Raw genomic sequence first — 22,486 nt, 5'->3', positions numbered from 1 at the left:
TGATGCTTGTACGGACCGTCCCGGACAGGCTATGCCCGTTCGGGACACGCAAGGAAGAGGGAGGCCGCCCGTGCTCAAGCGCAAGTTCGACAAGTCGAAGCTGCCCAGCCGACATGTGACCGAAGGGCCCGAGCGTGCGCCGCACCGGTCCTACTACTATGCCATGGGCATGTCCGAGGAGGAGATCCACCAGCCCCTGGTCGGCGTCGCCACCTGCTGGAACGAGGCCGCGCCCTGCAACATCGCCCTGAACCGGCAGGCCCAGGCCGTGAAGCTGGGCGTGAAGGCGGCATCCGGCACGCCGCGCGAGTTCACCACCATCACCGTGACCGACGGCATCGCCATGGGGCACGAAGGGATGCGGTCCTCGCTGGCGTCGCGCGAGGCGATTGCCGACACGGTAGAACTGACGATGCGCGGCCATTGCTATGACGCCATCGTGGGCCTTGCCGGCTGCGACAAGTCCCTGCCCGGCATGATGATGGCCATGGTCCGGCTGAACGTGCCGTCGGTGTTCATCTACGGCGGCTCGATCCTGCCGGGCAAGGCGCCCCAGGTGGCCGAGATCCCGGAAGATTTTCGCAGCCGCGACCTGACCGTCCAGGACATGTTCGAAGCGGTGGGCCGCCACCAGAACGCCGAGATGTCGGATGCCGCGCTGGACATGCTGGAACGGGTCGCCTGCCCGTCGGCGGGCGCCTGCGGCGGCCAGTTTACCGCCAATACCATGGCCTGCGTGTCCGAGGCCATCGGGCTGGCACTGATGAACTCCTCCGGCATGCCCGCGCCCTATGAATCGCGCGATCAATATGCCGAAGCGTCGGGCCAGGCGGTCATGGACCTGATCGAAAAGAACATCCGCGCGCGCGACGTGGTTACGCGCAAGTCGCTGGAAAACGCCGCGCGCGTCGTGGCCTGTACCGGCGGGTCGACCAATGCCGGCCTGCACCTGCCGGCCATCGCGCACGAGGCGGGGATCGATTTTTTCCTGGACGATGTGTGCGAGATCTTCCGCGACACGCCCTATTTCGTCGACCTGAAGCCGGGCGGACAATACGTGGCCAAGGATCTTTATGACGCGGGCGGTATCCCAGTCGTGATGAAGGAACTGCGCAAGGCGGGCCTGATCCACGAGGATTGCATGACCGCCACCAGCCGCACCATCGGCGAGGAACTGGACCGCATCAGCCGCGAGGCCGACGGCCGCGTGATCTATCCGATCGAAACGCCGCTGACCAAGACCGGCGGCGTCGTGGGCCTGAAGGGCAACCTTGCACCTGAAGGCGCCATCGTGAAGGTGGCGGGTATCGACACCCAGCACCAGCGTTTCGTGGGCCCGGCACGGGTCTTCGAATGCGAAGAAGACGCTTTTGCCGCCGTGAAGGCCCGCACCTACAAGGAAGGCGAGGTCATCGTCATCCGCAACGAAGGCCCGTCCGGCGGGCCCGGCATGCGGGAAATGCTGGCCACCACCGCGGCCCTGTCCGGTCAGGGCATGGGCAAGAAGGTGGCGCTGATCACCGACGGCCGCTTTTCCGGCGCGACGCGCGGCTTCTGCGTGGGGCATGTGGGGCCCGAAGCCGCCCATGGCGGACCCATCGCCCTGCTGAAGGACGGCGACCTGATCACCATCGACGCCACCATCGGCGAGATTTCCGTCGATCTGACGGACGAGGAACTGGCCGCCCGCAAGGCCCAGTGGACAGGCCCGCGCGAGACGATCTATGCCTCGGGTGCGCTTTGGAAATACGCCCAGCTGGTGGGGGCCACCTACAAGGGGGCAGTCACGCATCCCGGCGGGGCGGCGGAAAAACACGACTACATGGATCTATAGAACCGGGTGACCAACAGTACGAGTAACACCGGACCCGTCGCGCGGTCGCACCGCCGAAGGGATCGCGGAAAGGCCCCGCTTGTTGCGCGGGGCGGTATCGCGGGGCTCTACGCCCTTGCAGGACTTGCCCTTTCGGGCTGTACCGACGGCGCCGGCGGCCTTGCAGGTCTGGCGCCGTCCAGTGTGGCCTTTGCCGGTGGGCAGGTCACAATCGTCGCCCCGGACGGATTCTGCGTCGACCGCCGATCGGTCCGGCGGGTCGATGACGGGGGCTTCGTGCTGATGTCGCGCTGCGCGAACTCGCTTGGGGCGGCGCCGGCGATGATCGCGGTGACGACGACGCCCCTTCAGGACGGCTCCACCGTGCCGGATGCCGCGCGCCTGTCGCGGCTTCAGGGTGGCGCCACCGTGACCCGGTCGGACGACGGCATCCTGACCCTGATCCAGGTGAACGACACCGGCAGCGACGTGGCCCTGGCCAGCCCGCGGCGCTGGCGCGGGGCCTTTGCCGCCGGTGGCCAGTTGGTCGGGCTGACGCTCTACGCCCCCCCGGGCAGCGCCGCCCTGGGCGATGCCGGTGCCCGCGCGCTGCGCCAGCTGGCGCGCCGGACGACGGCCGCAACCGCAAAGCCGTCATCGGCAGCCCGAAACGAAGGCACAATTGCCAAAACCTCTGGCTGAGGTGTTTGGTGCGACATCCACCTGTTTGACGACCCCGCCTGCAGTTCATAAACCGGAATAAACGCACGGTTACGTCGATACGGCGGGAAAATCTGAACGGATCCGAACATGCCCAGTTTCTACGATCTGTTTCTGCATTCCCTGTCGGTCAAGCGCTGGCGAAAGGTAGCGCGACAGGCGCCGGATGCCCTGTTGACGGACCTGAGGAACCAACGCTCCCGCGCGCAGCAGCTGCGCACCCATGTCAACCGGCTGATCCATGTCGCCGACGAACGGCTTTCCCTGCCGCAACCCGGAAACTCCAACTTCGCCCGCCCCCACGGCACCGATTGGGCCTGGCGCCCCGAGGCCTGGCGCGGCTCTCTTGCCTCGCCCGGGATCGCCGCCGCGCCAACCCGCGCGGCGCTGGGGGACGAGGTGACGCTGTTCCACGATTGCGACGCGTCCGAGGTGACGCTGCGCCAGATCCGCAACCTGCGGGCCGACGACCTGGCCGCCTATGGGCTGCGGCTGGACGTGTTCCGCTTTGACGGGTCTTTCCTGTCGCTGGTGATCGACTTGCCGGATGCCGCCGCGCAGGGGCTGACCAAGGCGCACCTTGTCCGCGTGAACACGATCATCGAAGCCGAAAAGCCGCTGGAAATCTTCGCCAGGCTGAATGTCCGCCACGGGCCCAATACCGAACAGGTCGTGCGCGAACTGCCCCTGCACGAAAAGGACGTCCGCGTCGATTTCGACCTGGCCTATTCCCGCCTGAACGAACGGCGGATCGAAAAAGTCTGGCTGGACCTGATCTTCGAAGCGCCCGAAATGAACCAGGTCACCCTGCGTGACGTGACCTTCGCCCGCCACATGCGTGCCTCGATCTGAGTGCCGTAGCCGATCAACCGGAGTTTCCGCAGATGAGCAATCTCTCTCTGACCCCGATCCGCCTGCGCACCGGAATCTGGGAGGCGATCATCAAGGGCGAAAGCGACCAGAGCCCGCCAATGATCCGTGTGACGCTCCACGACCGGCCGGTCGAAACGGTGGATCTGACCGAAGACCCCGAGGAAGGCGGCTGGCTGCTTCAGGTGAAGGTCCCGGCCGAGGCGATTGCCGACGGTGTCCACACCTTCTTGGTCCGCGATGCGTCCGACGACACCAAGCTGGGTTCCTTCACCCTGATCGCGGGCGACGCCGCGGGCGAAGACCTGCGGGCCGAGGTCGACCTGCTGAGGGCCGAGATGGACATGATCAAACGCGCCTTCCGCCGACATTGCCTGGAAACGATGTAGGCCGCGCATCCCCTGCCCGGACAGGTGGATCGGCCAAACGGGACACCTGTCCCGCTGCAACCCTTGTCAGGACGGCTTGGCCATAACAGGGTCCCGCCGGGGCCGGGGCCAGCCTGCGCTGCGGCCCTGATGCCCGGGAAACCCGGCCGGAAAGGCGCCGGTCCTGCCCCGCCCGCCCGTGCCGGCAGGGTCCAGCTTGCGGCGCCGGCGCGGTCCATGACCCGGCGCCGCCCCCTTATCCGGACGGTCCGTCAAGGCGGTTGGATATTCGGGCAAACCGGACTGAAGCTTTCATTCGCTTTCCGGTCGTGCAACACTACCTTCCTGCCAGAACAATAAACGGACAGGGAATATGGTAGAAACCCAGGGAACGGCGGCCTCCACCACCAAGGCCGACACGCCGGGCTGGACCTTCGACGATCTGCTCATGGGGCTTGCCCTGCACTTCTTCGCCCAGCTCAACCTGACCGAGGATGCCGACAAGCAACTTTCCGACCTCAAGCTTGGTCGTACTCACCACCGCGTTCTTTATATCTGCCACCGAAAACCCGGCGTCACCTCGGGCGAGATCACCAAGACCCTGCGCATCACCAACCAGGCCCTGAACCGGCCGATGCGCGAACTGATCGAAACCGGCTATGTCGAACAGCGCGTCTCGCCCGTCGACCGCCGCCAGCGGCTGCATTATTCGACCGAGACCGGGGCGGAACTCTTCCAGCAGCTGGCCCAGCTTCAGACCGAACGCCTGCGCCGCGCATACGAGGCGTCAACCCCGGCTGCCGTCGAAGGTTTCCTGGACGTGTTGCGCCATGTCGCCAGCGACGAGGATCTGGCCTTCCTGGATGTCATGCAGATGACATCCTCGACCGCCAACTGAACCGGCCACGGCCCGGAACCCGGGCCCGGCGGCACGAAACGACAAAAGCGAAACGGCGCGCAGGATCCCCTGCGCGCCGTTTTCTTGTCGTCGTCATGTCCGGGGCTGGTCCCCGCCTCAGTTCTGCTCGGCCGGGGTCAGTTTCGACAGGCCCTTCAGGATGTCGATGGCATAGGCCAGCTGGTAATCCTCTTCCCGCAGCTTGGCCGCGGCTTCGGCCTTGGCCCGCTCTTCCGTGATCTGGCGCAGTTCGTCCTCGGTCAGGCTGTCGTTGTCCAGGCTGCCGCGCAGGTCGCCTTCCGACCGGTTGCGACTGACGGCCGAACGGGGTTCGTCCACTTCCTCGGCCGCGGCGGTCCGGCGCGGCTGCGCCACCACGATGTCAGGCGACACGCCCAGCGCCTGGATCGACCGGCCCGACGGCGTGTAGTAACGCGCCGTGGTCAGGCGCATCGCGCCGTCGCCCCGCAGCGGCATGACCGTCTGGACCGACCCCTTGCCGAAGCTCTTGGTGCCGACGACGATGGCACGGCGGTGATCCTGCAACGCGCCCGCCACGATTTCCGAGGCCGAGGCCGAACCGCCGTTGATCAGCACCACCATCGGCTTGCCGTCGATCAGGTCGCCTGCGGTCGCGTTGAAGCGTTCGCCGTCCTTCGGATCGCGGCCGCGTGTCGACACGATCTCGCCCTCGTCCAGGAAGGCGTCCGACACGCTGATCGCCTGGGTCAGCAGGCCGCCCGGATTGTTGCGCAGGTCCAGAACGACGCCGTTGATCTTGTCCAGCCCGCCGGCGGCCTCGATCTGTTCCTTCAGGTCCTCTTCCAGGTTCGGCGTGGTCTGGTCGTTGAAGGTGGTCACGCGCAGGACGATCGTGTCGCCTTCGGTCCGGCCCTTCACCGCAGTCAGCTTGATCGTGTCGCGGATGATCGAGACGTCGAAGGGTTCGTCCTCGCCCTCGCGCACCACGGTCACGATGATTTCGGAACCGACCGGCCCGCGCATCATCTTGACCGCCTCGTCCAGGGTCAGGCCCAGCACGCTTTCGCCGTCGACATGGGTGATGAAGTCGCCCGCCTCGATCCCGGCTTCCTGTGCCGGCGTATCGTCGATAGGCGACACCACCTTCACGAAACCGTCTTCCTGCGTCACCTCGATCCCCAGGCCGCCGAATTCGCCGCGGGTCTTCACCCGCATGGCGCTGGCGTCGTCGGGGGAGAGATAGCTGGAATGCGGGTCGAGCGAGGTCAGCATGCCATTGATGGCCGCCTCGATCAGTTCACCCTCGTCCACTTCCTCGACATATTGGGAACGGATCCGCTCGAAGATGTCGCCGAACAGGTCCAGCTGCTCGTAGACGCTGGCGCTGTGCGTCGGTTCATCGGCCAGCAGCGGACCAGCGATCTGCGTCGTGGCCACGATACCTGCAAAAGCGCCACCGACGGCGGCAATGACGAATTTCTTCATGTTTCGTGCGTCCATCTATTGCATCTGGAACCAGCTGGCCGGATCGACCGGCACACCGTCCTGTCTGACCTCAATATAGAGCGTTTCCGGCCGTTCAGTTCCAGCACCATCACCGATTGGTGACAATACAGCCTGCGGATCGGTCACCGGACCGCCCATCAGACCCACCGGAGAGCCTTCGGGGATCACCTCACCTGCGTGACCGTACACCTCTGCCAGACCGGAGAGAATGAAAAGAGTGGTCGGGTCAGGTTCAAGTATCACCACATTTCCGAGATCGAGCAGCGGCCCGGCATAGCGAATCGTGGCCGAGGTGGGTGCCACGACCAGCGCGCGGGGCTGCGTGGCCACCAGCACGCCGGGGCGCTCGACGCCTGCGGCATCGGCCTCTTTGGCCTTGCGCAGAAGGCGTCCGGCGACCGGAAGGGGCAGTGTTCCCATGCGCGCCGACAGGCCCGGTTCGGCCGCCGCGATCTCGGCATCCGTCAGCAACCACAGACCGGAGGCAAAGGCGTCCAGAGTTTCGGTTGCCGCGATCAGCAGGGCGGTCTGGATCGGATCGTCGACGAAACGCACCGGCAGGTCGGTCCGGTCGGCCATGGCGCGACTCAGTTCTGCACGGGCGTCCTGAACGCCGATCAGACCCTGGCGCAGCGTCTCGGCCGCGCCGGACTGTAACAATTGCAGATCGCGGATCTCGGCAAGGTCGTCCTTCAGGCTGTCCACCTTCGCTTCCAGCGCCGGCGCGATCTCGGCCAGCATCATGCCGGACCGTGCGGCGCCCAGGGGCCCGTCGGGATGGGCCAGCAGCACCGGCGGGGGCGCTGCACTGATCGTCAGCAGGGCACCGGCCAGCGCCGCAGTCTCGGCCTCGCGCGCTGCCAACGAGGTTTCCAGTTCCGCCTCGCGCGCGGCGGCCTGGCGCATGCCGTCGCGCAGCGCGCCCAGCCCGGCCTCGAAGGCCTGCACGGTCCGGGTCAGCGCCTTTACCTGGTCGCGCGCGGTCGAGGCCTGCGCCAGTTGGCGCGACGCGTCCTCCAGCGCGGCCGAGGCCCGCCGGGCATCGCCGGCCGGGTCAGCCCCAACGGCGGCAGGCCAGGCGGCAGCCAGACACAGGCAGAGCGCGGCGCGGGCCAGGATCATTTGATCAGGCTCGTCCCCGTCATCTCGGGCGGGGTTTCCAGGCCCATCAGGTCCAGAAGCGTGGGGGCAAGATCGGCCAGACGTCCGTCGCGCAGGGTCGCCCCTTCGGGCCCGCCCACCAGGACGACCGGCACAAGGTTCGTGGTATGCGCCGTGTGCGGACCGCCGGTATCCGGGTCCACCATCTGTTCGCAGTTGCCATGGTCCGCGGTCACGATCATGGCACCGCCCGCGGCCTTCACCGCCTCGATCACCTGGCCCAGGCCGGTATCGACGGCTTCACAGGCACGGATCGCGGCCTGCAGATCGCCGGTATGGCCCACCATGTCGGGGTTGGCATAGTTGGTCACGATCAGGTCATAGCCTTCGGCGATGGCGGCCAGGAATTTCTGGGTCACCTCGCCCGACGACATCTCGGGCTGGAGGTCATAGGTCGCGACCTTGGGCGACAGCGGCATGAACCGGTCCTCGCCGCCTTCGGGCACTTCCTTGCCGCCGTTCAGGAAGAAGGTCACGTGGGGGTATTTCTCGGTCTCGGCCAGGCGGAACTGGCGCAGGCCCTGTTTCGCGACCCAGGCGCCCAGCGTGTTCACGATTTCCGCCTTGGGATAGGCCGTGGTCATGTAGGTGCTGTGGTCGTCGGAATATTCGACCATGCCCAGAAGCCCCGCGTATTGGGGCCGCGGCCCGGTCTCGAACGCGTCGAAGGCCGGGTCGCCGATGGCCGACAGGATCTCGCGCGCGCGGTCGGCGCGGAAGTTCAGGCAGAAGATGCCGTCGCCATCCTTCGCGCCCGCGTAGTCGCCAACGATGGTCGCCTCGACGAATTCGTCGGTGTGGCCCCGGTCATAGCTTTCGGTCACGGCGGCGGCGGCGTTTTCGGCGCGGTGCTTGGCCTGACCCCTGATCATCGCGTCATAGGCCTGTTGCACGCGCTCCCAGCGCTTGTCGCGGTCCATGGCATAGTAGCGGCCCACGACGGTGCCGATCCTGGCGCCTTCCGGCAGGTCGGTCATCAGCTTGGTCACGAAGAACCCGGCCGAGGACGGCGCCACGTCGCGCCCGTCGGTGATCGCGTGGATGACGACCGGCACACCGGCATCGACCAGCGCCTTCACGGCCGCTTCCATGTGGGTCAGCGAGCCATGGACCCCCCCGTCGGAGACGAGGCCCATGATATGCGCGGTGCCGCCCGAGGCTTTCAGCGCGGCGATGAAGGCGTTCAGGGGATCGTTTTCGAAAAAGGACCCGTCCTCGATCGCCAGGTCGATCTGGCCCAGGTCCATGGCGACGACGCGCCCGGCGCCGATGTTCATGTGGCCGACTTCGGAATTGCCCATCTGCCCCTTGGGCAGGCCCACGTCGGGACCGTGGGTGATCAGCTTCGCGTTCGGGCAATCCGCCATGATCGCGTCGAAGGCCGGCGTGTCGGCCAGGTGCGGGGCATTCGCCTCGGTCCGGTCGGACAGGCCCCAGCCGTCGAGAATGCAGAGAACCACTGGTTTCGGTGCCATCGTCATCGCCCCCGCTGTGTCGGATCCGTCCCGGGTTCTAGCGGCTGGCTGCGGGGAACAAAACCGGTTTCCTTGGGGGCACGGCCGAAAGGTGCCGCAGAGCGGTTGTCCGCCGGAAATGGGGAACATTGCCCGGAATGGTGCGTGGAAACCAGGCACCCTACCGACCCTCTGCGCACGGATCACCGTCACGGGAACCTTGGGCTTCGGCCCCGGCTTCTTTGATCTCCAAATATCCTCGGGGGAGTCTGCTCTGCGGGCGGACGGGGGCAGAGCCCCCAACGCGGCTGATACGTTCCCGGATGCCGGATCACCGCCCCCGCGACGCCGGGGCTCCACAAATGGCGATCAGCGCCCCGGCCAATGCCCCTGCGGCGGCTAGTCTTCCCCCTGCGGACCCTTGCTGCCGCATTGGACGTCCCGCGCGCCGCCGACCCATGTCCCGCCCGGCGGCACGCCGGGCCGCGCCAACCCGCCCCCCATGGGGTGGCGAGGCGCGCCCCCACGCCGACCAGCGCCGTGCTTCTCGCCCTTCCCGCCCGTGATGAGCGCCGAAAGCGGCCAGGTCCCCGCGGTCAGTCTGTCCCGCAGCAGGGCCATCGGATGGGCCTTCAGGCTGAGGCGGGTGGCGACGTAGTCCTCGACCACCTCCTCGCCCAGGGTCATAGCCGGCAACTGCGCTGCCGGTTCGTCGAAGCTTTCCCCGCCCAGATCGCCCGCGAAAAGCGGCAGGGGCCTGTCGGCGGCGATCGCCTTCGCCTCCCACAGCGCCTCGCGGCGGGAGATGCCCAGGGCGTGGAAGGCGTCCGCCTCGGCCAGTTTCTGCAGCACTGCGGGCCCCAGCCCGGCGCGGCGCCAGATGGCCGGGACATCGCGATAGCCGTTGCCCCGCGCCGCTGTCAGCCAGGCCGCGTCCTCCTCCGTGAACCCCTTGATCTGGCGGAAGCCCAGCCGCAAGGCCAGCCCGCCGCGGCCGTCGGGTTCCATCGTGTTGTCCCAGTAGCTTTCGTTCACGCAGATCGGGCGCACCGTCACCCCGTGTTCGCGCGCATCGCGCACGATCTGGGCCGGGGCATAGAACCCCATCGGCTGCGCGTTCAGCAGCGCGCAGGCGAAAATCCCCGGGTGGTGGCACTTGATCCAGGCCGAGGCATAGACCAGCAGCGCGAAACTGGCCGCATGGCTTTCGGGGAACCCGTAGGAGCCGAAGCCCTCGATCTGGGAAAAACAGCGTTCGGCGAAGTCCTGTTCATAGCCGTTCTTCGCCATGCCCTTCAGGAACATCGACCGGAAGTCGCTGACATTCCCGTGCTTCTTGAACGTCGCCAGCGACCGCCGCAGCCGGTCCGCCTGTTCGGGGGTGAAGCCGGCCCCCACGATGGCGATCTGCATCGCCTGTTCCTGGAACAGAGGCACGCCCAGCGTCTTGCCCAGCACCTCGCCCAGTTCGTCCGAGGGGAAGGAGACCTGCTCCTCGTCGTTGCGCCGCCGGATATAGGGGTGAACCATGTCCCCCTGGATCGGACCGGGTCGGATGATCGCGACCTCGATCACCAGATCATAGAAGTTCCGGGGCTTCATCCGCGGCAGGAAATTCATCTGCGCCCGGCTTTCCACCTGGAACACCCCCACCGAATCCGCCCGGCAGAGCATGTCGTAGACCGCCGGATCCTCGGGCGGCAGGGTCGCCAGTGTATAGTCCTCGCGGTGGTGCATGGACAGCAGGTCGAAGGCCTTGCGGATGCAGGTCAGCATGCCAAGGCTGAGAACGTCGACCTTCAGGATGCCCAGCGTATCGATATCGTCCTTGTCCCAGCAGATCACCGTCCGGTCCTCCATCGCCGCGTTTTCGATCGGCACCAGTTCGTCCAGCCGGCCTTCGGTGATGATGAAGCCGCCGACATGCTGGCTCAGGTGCCGGGGGAAGCCGTCGATCTCGTAGACCAGCTGCATGGTCTGCTGGAGACGCCGGTCGTTCGGGTCGAGCCCGATTTCCCGCATCCGATGCGCCTCGAGCCCCTTCGACGAGAAGAACCCCCAGAGCTGCGAGGACATGGCGGAGATCGTGTCGTCCGACAGGCCCATGGCGCGACCGACCTCGCGGATGGCGCGCTTGCCACGATAGTGGATCACGGTGGCGCAGAGCCCCGCGCGGTGACGGCCATAACGTTCGTAGATCCACTGGATCACTTCCTCGCGCCGCTCGTGTTCGAAATCGACATCGATATCGGGGGGCTCGTCGCGCGCTTCCGACACGAAGCGTTCGAAGACCATCGTCCCCATCTCGGGGCTGACCGAGGTCACGCCAAGGCAGTAGCAGACCACCGAATTCGCCGCCGATCCGCGCCCCTGGCACAGGATGTCGCGCGAACGGGCAAAGTGAACGATGTCGCGGACAGTCAGGAAGTAGGGTTCGTATTTCAGCTTGCCGATCAGGGCGAGTTCATGCGCCAGCATCTTCCGCACCCGATCCGGTGCGCCGCCCGGGTAGCGCCATTTCAGCCCTTCATGGGCCAGCCGGTGCAGGCGATCCGAGGGGGTTTCGTTTTCGGCCACTTCGGACGGGTATTCGTAGCGCAACTCGTCCAGCGAGAAGGTCAGCCGTTTCATGACCCGTCCGGCCGCATCGACCGCGCCCTCGTGGCCCCTGAAAAGCCGCCGCATCTCCGCCTCGCTCCTCAGCCTGCGTTCGGCATTCGCCAGCGCATGGCGCCCCAGCGCCTCGACCCTGCATTTCAGGCGGATCGCGGTCAGCACATCGGCCATCCGGCGCCGCTGGCCGCGATGCATCAGCGGCGCGGCGCTGGCAAGCAGCGGCAGGCCCAGCCGCGCGGCCTCCTCTGCCAGTGCGTCAAAGCGCATCGTGTCGGTTCCGTCATAGCGCGGGACCAGCAGCAGGTGCAGCGCATCGGGGAATCGCTGGCGCAGGGCGCGGAGATGTCCAGCCCATCCCGCCTCCGGCCCCGCATTCGGCCCCCCGTTCGACCCCGCATCCGGCCAGAGCAGAAGCTCCAGATCCTCTCCCCTCTCCAGCAGATCGGAGAGATGCAGGATGCACTGCCCCTTCCCGGCTCTCAGCCGACCCGCCGACAGGATCCGGCAGAGTGCCCCCCACCCTGCCCGCGTCCGCGGCAGCGCGGTGACCGGGGGCGCATCGGTGAAGATCAGCTTCGCCGCAGGGATCAGCCGCGGCGCGTTCCGGATCGGAAAGGAGGGCGGGGCCGGAATGGCCTCGGGACGCGGCGGCCCGATGGGAGGGTTCCGCGCGTCCCAGTCCGTCCGCTCCTGCACCAGGCGGCGGATCGTGCGCGCCTCGGTATGGGCGCGGACGATGCCAGCCACGGAATTGTCGTCGGCGATGGCGATGGCGGACAGGCCCAGTTCGCAGGCGCGGATCATCATCTCCTCGGGGTGGGAGGCCCCGGTGAGGAAGGTGAAGTTGGACGTGATCGACAGTTCGGCAAACATCGTGGCAGGCATCCCGTCGGGGAGTATATTCCTGTTTTGTTCTCTTTTGGAGTCCCGGTGAAAGAGGGGGCTCTGCCCCCCACGCGCCTGCGGCGCTCCCCCCGAGGTATTTGAAGACCAAAGAAGTCAGGGGCCGAGGTGCCCGGGTTCCGAGAGTGGCGGATGAGGCCCCGCGCAGGGTGCGGGGGCGCCACGCACCGTGACCCATTGCGCAGCTTCCGGGTCGCCCGGCGGGGGCGGCGGCGGGCAGGAAGGAGGCGTCCAACAGGAGATATGCGATGCCCCGTTTCCAAGCCCTTCCCACAGATGTCGTCCGCGCGCTGCAGACGGGCGGGCCCGATGCCCATGGCCATGTGCCGGAACGAAAGATCTCGGACGGGGCGGGCACGCCCTGCCGCCATTGCCTGCGGGATGTGCCGGCGGGGGCCGAGATGCTGGTCCTGGCCTTCCGGCCGTTCCCGAAGCTGCAGCCCTATGCCGAGGCCGGGCCGATCTTCCTGTGCGCCGATCCGTGCGAGCGCCACGAGGATGACGGCGCCGTCCCCCCAGTCCTGCAAAGCGCGCCCGATTACCTGCTGAAGGGCTATTCGGCGGAGGACCGGATCGTCTATGGCACCGGCCGGATCGTGGCGTCGGAAGCGATGCGGGACTATGCGGCCGAGGTGCTGACGCGCGAGGACGTGGCCTATGTCCATGTCCGGTCGGCGCGGAACAACTGCTACCAGGCGCGAATCGACCGGGGCTGAAGCCCCCGCCGTGGCGCCGGCCAAGAAAGGCCGCGCGCCCGTGGCGGCAGGAGGATCCGGAACGGATCTGACCGGCGCGGCGGGGACGGGCAGGCGGGGACGGGCGAGCCGCCGCGGGCGCGGGACAAGAGCGACGCCTTGCCCCCTTGTCCCCTGCGCGGAGCTGCCGCATAAATCCGGGAACGCCAGCCACCTGCAGCCGAGGACGCCCCAGATGACCATCGACGCGCCGGAAACCAAGATCGTGGACAAGTACCGCATCGCCTGCGACGGCGGAGAGGGCGCCCTTGGCCATCCCCGCGTCTGGCTGCAGATCCCCCACGACACCGGCTTTGTCGAATGCGGCTATTGCGACTGCAAGTACGTCCACAAGGACTTTGCCGAAAAGGCCGCCTGAGCGGCGCTTGCCGGCGTAACGGTCAGCCGTCCGTCTTCAGGAAGGCCCCGATCGCGTCCAGGTAGCGTGCCTGGCGCATGTCGACCGTGTGGCCGCCGTCGTCGAAGATCAGCATGGTCGTGTCGGGCAGGTCATAGGCCCGTTCCGCCAGTCGGTAGTCCAGCACCGCGTCGTCGCGGGACAGGATCACCAGCCGGTCGATCCCGGGCTGCGGCGCAACCGTGCGGGCGCGATAGCTTTCGACGGCTTCGGCCGTGACATCGATGACCTGGTTGCGCTTTTCCACCGCAAGGATCCCGATGAACTGTTTCAGCTGTTCGGCCGGGTCGACCGCCGGGTTCACCAGGATCTCGCGCGTCACGCCGTATATCTGGGCATAGTAGTTGGCCCAGAACCCGCCCAGCGAGGTGCCGACGAAGGTCACGTTCCGGTCCTTCAGGATCTCGGTCCAGACCTGGTCCATGAAGGCGTCGTTGGCGGCGAAGTCGAAGTAGTCGTAGTTGAAGCCGATCACCGAATAGTGCTGGCGAAAGACCTTGTCGACGCGCTTGTAGGCGCCGTTCGGCACGGCGGAGCCGAAGCCGTGGAACACGAACAGGACATCGTCCTTCAGGGGTCCGGGATCGGCCTTGTAAAGGGTGAAGGAATCGTAGGTCGCATAACGGATCGGGTCCGCCGCGACACCGGTGGCCGAGGCCAGCGCCAGGACCAGCAACGCGGTCAGCCGCCGGATGGACGGGAACAACGGACGGCGAAAGACGGCGGTCTGGGTCATGCGATCACTCCGAACTGGGAACACCCCACCGCTTGTGGATGACATAGGCCAGGCTTCCGGACAAGAAGAGCGGCGTCAGAAGCAGGATCGGGATGCCGTAGATCACCAGCCACAGGACATAGGCGATCCAGCGCGCGGGCCCATGCAGCAGCCGTCCGGCGATCAGCAGGATCGAGAACGGGATCAGGTAGCACATGAACCAGTAGGGGTCGTTCGAGAAGGCCCGCATGCCCCCGTGATCGCCTTGCACGCCCAGGAAGGCGAACCACCAGGAACTGTTCATGTAGGCCAGGCTGGAGGTGAAGGCCGCCCCGATCTCCCACGGGGCATAAGGCTTCTGCAGCGTATCGAGCGTGTAGTAGTCCTGGAAATCATAGAGCTGCGGGTTCGCCGGGATGCCGAAGCGGTCGAGGATGATCGTCATGACCAGCGCCGGGACGATGACGTAGTACAGGCTGAAGCCCCGCTTGATCGACAGTGCCATGGGACCGGAGCGGGACCGGTCGATCGACATCATCAGGAAATAGCCCGAGATCATGAAGAAGGCAGGCACCGCGAAACGCGGTGCGGCGCCGTCGAAGCCGGGGATGTGGATCGTCGACAGGCGGTTGAAGCTGAAATGGCCAAGCACCACGCAGAACATGGCCAGGACCTTGACGTAATTCAGGAATTCGCTGTGCGAGCGGGTGATCTTCAGCGGCACCGTTGCCGTTTCCACCCGGTCGGACCGTGGGAAGCGCCGGTCGGCCCAGGCCAGCAACGACCTCTGCCAACGGTCGAAGGCGGGCTTCACGGCAAAGCAGATCTGGCCCATCGCGATGCACAGCGCCAGCGTTGTCCCCAGAAGCGCGATCTGCTGGATCACGCTGTCCTTGTTGTACGGCGTAACGGCGGCCAGGAAGAAAAGGATCGGGAAGTGGCACAGGAACACGACCGAGGAATAGCGGACCGCGAAATCCATGACCTTTCCCGACAGGGGAAGGCTGCGGTCCGACAGGAAGATGTAGCGCGACAGGACCAGCAGCCCGAACAGGAACACCACGTGCCCGTATTGCCAGAGGAATCGCTTGCTCATCCCCAGGTACTGGCGGACGGAATAGGGCGCCCAGGTCTTGGTCCATTCATAGAGCGCCTCGCCCGCGCCGGAATAGACGTACCAGCAGTAGAAGGCGAAGATGACGGCCGAGAGGATCAGGGCCAGGCGCGGGCCGGGCGGCACCGCAAGGGCGCCGGGCCGGGTCGTGGCAATGACGTTCATGGTTGCCAGGCCATGTGCAGGCCCCTTTCCGGTTCTGTATCCATTGCCGTGCGGCCCATCTGGGCCTAGGGGCTTGTTGCAGGATCCGGTCGGCCTGTCAGGCTTTGACCGAATGGTTTCGAAGAATGGATAAACCATAGCCGCCAAAGGCTTTCGGGTCCACCAGAGGGCACGCTCATGTTTTCGAGCGGACGCGGGGCCGGTGCGGGTTGGCCCGTGATTTCCATGAGGCAGGCGGCCGAAAAGGCCCGAGTCGGTCATGTGCGGCTGGCCTTCGCCGCGGACCGGAGTGGGGCCCGCACCCGGGCTTCACACCGCCGGAAAGGGCGATTGCGATGACTGCTGCGATGCCGGATAACGGGGCGGCGCGTCGCTAAGGGGGATGACATGACCGACACGAAATTCGGCAAGGGCTGCCATCTGCACCTGATCGACGGGTCCGCCTTCATCTTCCGGGCCTACCACGCGCTGCCGCCGCTGACGCGGAAATCCGATGGCGTGCCCATCGGTGCCGTGGCCGGCTTCTGCAACATGCTGTTCCGGTACATCGAGGACAATGCAGGCCCCGACGCGCCAACCCATGCCGCCGTCATCTTCGACAAGGGGTCGCACACGTTCCGCAACGACCTCTACCCGCTCTACAAGGCCAACCGCGAGGAAATGCCCGAGGACCTGCGCCCGCAGATGCCCCTGACCCGCGAGGCGACCCGTGCCTTCAATATCGCCTGCAAGGAACTGGAAGGGTTCGAGGCCGACGACATCATCGCGACGCTGGCCTGCCAGGCGCGGGACGCGGGCGGACGGGTCACGATCATCTCCTCCGACAAGGACCTGATGCAGCTGGTCGGCGACGGGGTCGAGATGCTGGATGCCATGAAGAACCGCCGCATCGGCGTGGACGGCGTGGTCGAAAAGTTCGGGGTCAAGCCCGACCGCGTGGTCGACGTGCAGGCGCTGGCCGGCGATTCCGTCGACAACGTGCCGGGTGCGCCAGGGATCGGGATCAAGACCGCCGCGTTGCTGATCAACGAATACGGCGACCTGGACGCGCTGCTGGAGAGGGCCGAGGAGATCAAGCAGCCCAAGCGCCGCCAGACGCTGATCGACCATGCCGACCAGATCCGCCTGTCGCGGCAGCTGGTGCAGCTGGATTGCGAAACGCCGCTGGACTTCACCCTGGACGACCTGGAAGTGCTGGAACCCGACCCGGAGGTGCTGATGCCCTTCCTGGCCGAAATGGAGTTCCGCACGCTGACCAAGCGGATCGCCGACCAGATCGGTGTCGAGGCGCCCGAGATCAAGGCGCCCACCGCCCCGGAAAGCGTGGGCGAGGCGCCGGCCGTCGACGTGCCCTTCGACACCGAAAAGTACGAATGCGTCCGGGACATGGATGCGCTGAACGCCTGGATCGCGAAGATCAACGAACGCGGCTATGTCGCCGTCGACACCGAGACGACGGGCCTGAACGAGATGACGGCCGACCTTGTCGGCATCTCTCTGTCCGTCGTGGCGGGCGAGGCCTGCTATATCCCCCTGGCCCACCGCAAGGGCGAGGCGGACGACCTTTTCGGGTCGGACGCGCGGGAGGAAGGCCAGATCCCGCTGGACGACGCGATTGCCGCGCTGAAACCGGTGCTTCAGGATCCGGCAGTCCTGAAGATCGGCCAGAACATGAAATACGACGCCAAGATCTTTGCCCGCTACGACGTGAACGTGGCGCCGATCGACGACACGATGCTGATCTCCTATGTCCAGCATGCGGGCCTGCACGGGCACGGGATGGACACGCTGTCCGAACGCTATCTTGGCCACACGCCGATCCCGATCAAGCCGCTGCTGGGGTCTGGCAAGTCGGCCCGGACCTTCGACCTGGTGCCGATTGCCGAGGCCACCGCCTATGCGGCCGAGGATGCGGACATCACCCTGCGCCTGTGGGAAGCGCTGAAGCCCGAGCTTCACCGCGAGAAGGTGACGACGGTTTACGAAACGCTGGAACGTCCGCTGGTGCCTGTCCTGGCGAAGATGGAGATGGACGGCGTCAAGGTGGACCGCCAGACCCTGTCGCGCATGTCCTCGGCCTTCGCGCAGAAGATGGCGGGGCTGGAGGCCGAGATCCACGAACTGGCCGGCGAGACGTTCAACGTGGGCTCGCCCAGCCAGGTGGGCGAGATCCTGTTCGACAAGATGGGGCTTGAAGGCGGTCAGCGGGGCAAAAACGGCAAGTATTCCACCCCGGCGGACGTTCTGGAGGATCTGGCGACCACCCACGACCTGCCGGGTCGCATCCTGGACTGGCGGCAGTTGTCCAAGCTGAAGTCGACCTACACCGACGCCCTGCAGGAACACATCAACGCGGATACGGGCCGGGTCCACACGTCCTATTCCATCGCCGGGGCCTCCACCGGCCGGTTGGCATCCACCGATCCGAACCTGCAGAACATCCCCGTCCGGACCGAAGAAGGCCGCCGAATCCGCGAGGCCTTTGTCGCAGAAGAGGGCAACGTGCTGGTCAGTCTGGACTATTCCCAGATCGAACTTCGCATCCTGGCCCATATCGCCGACATTCCGGAACTGAAACAGGCCTTTGCCGACGGGCTGGATATCCACGCGATGACCGCGTCGGAAATGTTCGACGTGCCGCTGGAGGAGATGACGCCCGACATCCGCCGCCGGGCCAAGGCGATCAACTTCGGCGTCATCTACGGGATTTCCGGTTTCGGCCTGGCGCGGAACCTGCGGATCCCCCGGTCCGAGGCGCAGGGCTTCATCGACCGCTATTTCGAACGGTTCCCCGGCATCCGCACCTACATGGACGCGACCAAGGCCTTTGCCAAGGAACACGGCCACGTTCAGACGCTGTTCGGCCGGCGGATCCATACCCCGGAAATCAACGCCCGCGGGCCCAAGGCCGGTTTTGCCCAGCGCGCGGCGATCAACGCGCCGATCCAGGGCACGGCAGCGGACATCATCCGCCGGGCGATGATCCGTATGCCCGACGCGATCGCGGGCCTGTCGGCGAAGATGCTGCTGCAGGTCCACGACGAACTGCTGTTCGAAGTGGCGGAAGGCGAGGTGGACAAGACAATCGCCGCCGCGCGCGCGGTCATGGAAAACGCGGCCGATCCGGCGGTGAAGCTCGACGTGGCGCTGGTCGTGGATGCCGGACAGGGGGCGAACTGGGCCGCGGCGCACTGAACCGAAGGCCGGGCATGGTGCGTGGGGAACCACGCACCCTACGGGGCGGACATCGTGCGCGAACCGCCCCGAAGGCGACAGACCAAGGCCGTAGGGTGTGTGCTCTGCACGCACCGTGACCGACTCCGGACCCGTCCGACCATCCGCCTGTTTCCGTAGGGACCATGGTGCGTGGAAACCACGCACCCTACGCGTGGCATCGGTTCCGGCCTGTGGATCATCCGCACCTCGGCGTCAAAGGTGCGTGGTTCCCACGCACCGTTGACGTGCGCATCGCACGTAGACTCAGCCGCGCACCGCCCTTGGATCAGGCCAGGATCTGGTCGTCCGACAGGTGCACGTTTTCCAACAGGACCGAGCCGCCATCATACATGATGAAGGTGTCCGCCCCCACATGGGTCACGTCCGGATCGCTCGACAGGCCGACGAAGGTCAGCGTGTCGGCCTTCATGTGGAAATCGGTGATCCGGTCATTTCCCTGCCGGCCATTGGTGACGTCGAAGACGAACTCGTCCTTGCCGCCGCCGCCGGTCAGGACGTCGGCGCCCTTGCCGCCCTCCAGGATATCCTTGCCGCCATCGCCGTTCAGGATGTCGTCACCCTGGCCGCCGCTCAGCTGGTCGGCGCCACCGCCGCCGTTCAGGATGTCATGGCCCTTGCCACCGTACAGCATATCCTTGCCGCCGCCGGCATTGAGCGTGTCATCGCCCTGGCCACCGTACAGCTCGTCGGCTCCGCCACGGCCGAAAAGCGTGTCGGCGCCCTTGCCGCCGAAAAGGCTGTCGCTGCCGCCACCGCCGTTCAACTCGTCGGCCCCCTTTCCGCCATACAGCAAGTCGTTGCCGCCATGGCCTTTCAGGATGTCGCCGCCACCGTTGCCATCGAGCGTGTCGTCGCCGCCACCGCCCAGCAGGGTATCGGCCCCGCCACCGCCGGACATCGTGTCCTGACCGCCATTGCCGAACAGCTTGTCGGCCCCACCACCGCCGTAGATGATGTCACTTCCGCCCAGGCCCTTGATCACGTCCGCACCACCGTTGCCGTTGAGATGGTCAGAGGATCCGCCGCCGATGATCCTGTCTTCTCCGCCGCCGCCGAAGAACCTGTTCGGCGCGTCCGTGCCCCGGAACGTGTCGTCAAAGCGGGTGCCGGTCACGTCCTCGACGCTCTCCATCACCAGCTGGCGCTGGTAGGACATGCCGTTGACCATCTCTTGGAAGGTCACGACACCGTTCTCGATGCTCACCGGCGCGTTCAGGTAGTGCAGGTTGACGCTGTCTTCGCCCTCTTCGCCATCGAAGCGGTCGACGATGTTCCGGGCCTGACCGGGCGCCATGGTCGCGCGGTAGACATCGTCGCCGCCGCCAGCTTCGATCGTATCCTCGCTGTAGAAACCCCAGAACGACTGGCTGTAGCCGTTGCCGTGACCCGTCCAGTCGGTCCGGCCCAGAACGGTCTGCAGCTGGATCATGTCGGTCACGGCGAACAGGTCCTGCAGCGGAATTTCCGGCAGGTCGTCCATGTGGAAACCCAGCGACCCCTGGTTCGGCCAGTAGACGTCGATGTCGGTGACAAAGCCCGTGCCGCCGCTGGTCATCGCCCAGCCGAAGAACTGGGTATAGGTATCCCGCATCGGGTTGGTGCCATAATCGATCCGCCCCGGCGTGCTGGACAGGATATGGGCGTCAGGATCGGTCAGAACGTCCTGAAGCAGGATCTGGGGCGCGGAGGTATAGGAGGAGGTGCTGAAGGCTGCGGACATGGACTTTCTACCGGTTGAACGTTTCATGACTAACTAGGGCGGCCATCACCCTGCTTCCACGTTCTTTCATACTTTGGCAAGAAACCGCCACCCCGCGGTCGAAAGCGGCCTGTGCCCGCGCCCTTCGGATTGTGCAGGAACAGGTTCTTGCCCGGCAGAATGGAGTTGTACCCGTGCAGTGGCCGAAACCGGCGCAAGAGCCGCGGCCAAAGCAGGAATCCGGCTTGGGATCGCAGCTGCGCCCCTGGGGTCAGGACGCTAGGCCCGGCCGGACATCCAGCCCAGGCTGTCTTCGGTCCGGTCCGTGCTGGGATTGTATTCGGCGCTGATCCAGCCCCGGTAACGCGACGCCTCGATCGCCGACAACAGTGTGGTAAAATCGGTCGGGCCCCGGCCCGGTTCGCTGCGATCCGGTGCGGCCCCCAGCTGCACGTGGACGGCCCGGGCGCCGTAGCGGTTCCAGACCTCCAGCGCATCCCCATGAATCACCGCGGAATGATAGCTGTCGTATTGCAGACCCAGGTTCGGGCGGTTCACGGCCTCCAGGATCTCGGCCGCAAGGGCATAGTCCGACAGGACATAGCCGGGCTGGTCGCCCTGGTTCAGCGGCTCGATGGCGAAGCCCTGATCCGGCGCCTGGTCGCACAGCCAGCGCAGGTTGTCGACGAACAGGCCCACCGCGGACGGATCGTCGGAATAACCCGCCATCACATGGATCAGCCCCGGCCGGAAGGCACCGGCATAGGACAGCACACCCTCCATCTGCGCGCGGAAGATGGCGCCCTGGCCGGGTTCGGCGGGAAAGCCGCGGGGCCGTCCGGCCGGCACCGGGGGCGGCGCGTTCATCAGCACGGGGACCAGCCCGGCCTGCCGCGCAAGGTCGGCCACCGCTGTCGCGGGGCGGTCATAAGGAAACAGGATCTCCACCCCGTCGAAACCGGCATCGGCCGCGGCGCGAAAGCGATCCTCGAACGGATATTCCGTGAAGAGGAGAGAGATATTGGCAGCCAGTCTCACGTGCGATGGATCCCGAAAAGTCCTGTGTCCGATAGGAGCTTAGGGACAATTGCGGCGCACCACCAGAGCGTGCGGACCATGGATACCCGCCAGACGCGAAAAAACCGACGGGCCACAGACCGGTATCCTGCCGGACTTGGACCGGATTCCCGGGATGGACGGCCTGTTGGTCGGGTCCGGACATGCCCCTGCGAAGGGTCGCCCCAGACTTCTACGTCCCTGACCGGCCATGGCATAGCCGTGCCGGGCGTCCCGGTCTGCGCTACGCGCTTTGCCATCGCCAGGATTCGGCTGGCCAAACTGCATGTCCAGCAGGATCCGAAAAGGACCGAAACCGTCACGGTTGTCCCGACAAGGATCGAAGGGTCGGGCAGAACGCCGGCTGGCGGCGTGTCGGCCCCGGATCAGAGCCCCGCCAGTTCCGACGACGGGATGATCGGGAAGAACGTGCCGCTGGACCACACGCCGAACCAGCCGTCGTGATCCTCGCCCAGATCGACCAGGCGATAGAAGCTCTTGCGGTCGATCAGCGCCTCCAGTCCCGCGCGGACATGGACATAGGGCGACGGCTCGCCGGTTTCGGGATCCTTGACCACCCGCAGCGGGTTGTCGGGGCCGGCCACGGTGACGTCCTCGACCTGAGTCGTGAAGGTCAGGACCTGGTCCCTCCCTTCGCCGTCGGCGGTGAAATCGACCGCCACGAAGGGCGCATCGTCAACGGTGATGCCCACCTTTTCGACGGGCGTGACAAGAAAATATTTACCGTCTTCCAACTTAAGAATGGAGGAAAAGAGCTTCACCAATTCCTTCCGGCCGATCGGCGTGCCGAGGTAGAACCATGTCCCGTCCCGGGCAATCCGCATGTCCAGGTCGCCGCAAAACGGCGGATTCCACAGGTGAACCGGCGGTAGTCCGCGCGATTTGCCCTTTTCCTGGGCGCTGCCCTTACCGGCTGCGCGGATCGACGCTGCGATCCCTTCTGCGGATGGTGTCACGTTTATTTGTCCGTTCATCGCTTTTGCCATTTCCTTGTGTCGAGATAGTCTTAGTCTCGACCGGGTAAACCCCCGCACAG

General features: G+C 66.1%; 17 protein-coding genes. 8 read left to right on the top strand and 9 right to left on the bottom strand.

The window, feature by feature from the left end; genetic code table 11:
• Positions 1 to 70 precede the first annotated feature (70 nt).
• From ilvD to FQK05_RS06905, 5 genes are all read left to right on the top strand, one after another.
• The gene (ilvD, locus tag FQK05_RS06925) at positions 71 to 1,834 is read left to right on the top strand and encodes a dihydroxy-acid dehydratase (protein ID WP_233270411.1); all 1,764 of its coding nucleotides are present in this window, start codon (positions 71 to 73) and stop codon (positions 1,832 to 1,834) included.
• A 6-nt stretch (positions 1,835 to 1,840) separates the two neighbouring features.
• Positions 1,841 to 2,515, top strand: a complete 675-nt coding sequence (locus tag FQK05_RS06920; protein WP_158965192.1) for a hypothetical protein — start codon at positions 1,841 to 1,843, stop codon at positions 2,513 to 2,515.
• Positions 2,516 to 2,623: 108 nt separating this feature from the next.
• Positions 2,624 to 3,385 carry a DUF6478 family protein gene (locus FQK05_RS06915; protein ID WP_158965191.1) on the top strand — a complete coding sequence of 254 codons (762 nt, stop codon included), beginning with the start codon at positions 2,624 to 2,626 and terminating at the stop codon, positions 3,383 to 3,385.
• Between the two features lie 32 nt (positions 3,386 to 3,417).
• Entirely contained in the window at positions 3,418 to 3,792 is a 375-nt protein-coding gene (locus tag FQK05_RS06910) for a hypothetical protein (protein ID WP_158965190.1), read from the top strand.
• A gap of 352 nt (positions 3,793 to 4,144) precedes the next feature.
• A complete protein-coding gene (locus FQK05_RS06905; RefSeq protein WP_158965189.1) occupies positions 4,145 to 4,669 on the top strand; it encodes a MarR family winged helix-turn-helix transcriptional regulator in 525 nt (174 codons plus the stop codon).
• A gap of 117 nt (positions 4,670 to 4,786) precedes the next feature.
• Here the strand turns inward: FQK05_RS06905 and FQK05_RS06900 are convergent, their stop codons facing one another.
• The 4 genes from FQK05_RS06900 to FQK05_RS06885 all read right to left on the bottom strand — a co-directional run bounded on the left by FQK05_RS06900 (position 4,787) and on the right by FQK05_RS06885 (position 12,261).
• Entirely contained in the window at positions 4,787 to 6,136 is a 1,350-nt protein-coding gene (locus tag FQK05_RS06900; RefSeq protein WP_158965188.1) for a S41 family peptidase, read from the bottom strand.
• 15 nt (positions 6,137 to 6,151) lie between these two features.
• On the bottom strand, positions 6,152 to 7,279 hold the full coding sequence (locus tag FQK05_RS06895) for a murein hydrolase activator EnvC family protein (protein WP_233270410.1): 1,128 nt from the start codon (positions 7,277 to 7,279) through the stop codon (positions 6,152 to 6,154).
• On the bottom strand, positions 7,276 to 8,793 hold the full coding sequence (gene gpmI / locus FQK05_RS06890; RefSeq protein ID WP_407644491.1) for a 2,3-bisphosphoglycerate-independent phosphoglycerate mutase: 1,518 nt from the start codon (positions 8,791 to 8,793) through the stop codon (positions 7,276 to 7,278). Before gpmI ends, FQK05_RS06895 begins: the two co-directional genes overlap by 4 nt.
• Positions 8,794 to 9,171: 378 nt before the next feature.
• Complete coding sequence (locus tag FQK05_RS06885) at positions 9,172 to 12,261, bottom strand: error-prone DNA polymerase (RefSeq protein ID WP_233270409.1); 3,090 nt, start codon at positions 12,259 to 12,261, stop codon at positions 9,172 to 9,174.
• A gap of 278 nt (positions 12,262 to 12,539) precedes the next feature.
• Here FQK05_RS06885 and FQK05_RS06880 point away from each other — a divergent pair, with 278 nt between their 5' ends.
• A complete protein-coding gene (locus tag FQK05_RS06880; RefSeq protein WP_158965186.1) occupies positions 12,540 to 13,007 on the top strand; it encodes a DUF1203 domain-containing protein in 468 nt (155 codons plus the stop codon).
• Between the two features lie 214 nt (positions 13,008 to 13,221).
• Positions 13,222 to 13,404: a zinc-finger domain-containing protein gene (locus FQK05_RS06875; RefSeq protein WP_158965185.1), complete on the top strand. Its 183-nt coding sequence runs from the start codon at positions 13,222 to 13,224 to the stop codon at positions 13,402 to 13,404.
• Positions 13,405 to 13,426: 22 nt separating this feature from the next.
• Here the strand turns inward: FQK05_RS06875 and FQK05_RS06870 are convergent, their stop codons facing one another.
• Together FQK05_RS06870 and FQK05_RS06865 are read right to left on the bottom strand one after the other, a co-directional pair.
• Positions 13,427 to 14,179 (bottom strand): YqiA/YcfP family alpha/beta fold hydrolase, encoded by a 753-nt coding sequence (locus tag FQK05_RS06870; protein ID WP_158965183.1) that lies wholly within the window; start codon positions 14,177 to 14,179, stop codon positions 13,427 to 13,429.
• Positions 14,180 to 14,183: 4 nt separating this feature from the next.
• Positions 14,184 to 15,437, bottom strand: a complete 1,254-nt coding sequence (locus tag FQK05_RS06865; RefSeq protein ID WP_158965182.1) for an acyltransferase family protein — start codon at positions 15,435 to 15,437, stop codon at positions 14,184 to 14,186.
• Positions 15,438 to 15,824: 387 nt separating this feature from the next.
• Between FQK05_RS06865 and polA the strand changes: the two genes are divergently transcribed.
• The gene (gene polA, locus FQK05_RS06860) at positions 15,825 to 18,632 is read left to right on the top strand and encodes a DNA polymerase I (protein ID WP_158965181.1); all 2,808 of its coding nucleotides are present in this window, start codon (positions 15,825 to 15,827) and stop codon (positions 18,630 to 18,632) included.
• Positions 18,633 to 18,939: 307 nt separating this feature from the next.
• On the opposite strand, the gene FQK05_RS06855 is transcribed toward polA, so the two are convergent.
• From FQK05_RS06855 to FQK05_RS06845, 3 genes are all read right to left on the bottom strand, one after another.
• Positions 18,940 to 20,394 (bottom strand): calcium-binding protein, encoded by a 1,455-nt coding sequence (locus tag FQK05_RS06855; RefSeq protein ID WP_158965180.1) that lies wholly within the window; start codon positions 20,392 to 20,394, stop codon positions 18,940 to 18,942.
• Between the two features lie 258 nt (positions 20,395 to 20,652).
• Complete coding sequence (locus FQK05_RS06850) at positions 20,653 to 21,411, bottom strand: hydroxypyruvate isomerase family protein (RefSeq protein ID WP_158965179.1); 759 nt, start codon at positions 21,409 to 21,411, stop codon at positions 20,653 to 20,655.
• A gap of 404 nt (positions 21,412 to 21,815) precedes the next feature.
• Complete coding sequence (locus FQK05_RS06845; protein ID WP_158965178.1) at positions 21,816 to 22,424, bottom strand: DUF1285 domain-containing protein; 609 nt, start codon at positions 22,422 to 22,424, stop codon at positions 21,816 to 21,818.
• Positions 22,425 to 22,486: the final 62 nt, after the last annotated feature.

The organism is Chachezhania sediminis (assembly GCF_009765275.1).
GTDB lineage: Bacteria > Pseudomonadota > Alphaproteobacteria > Rhodobacterales > Rhodobacteraceae > Chachezhania > Chachezhania sediminis.
This window is presented reverse-complemented; position numbering and strand designations above follow the sequence as displayed.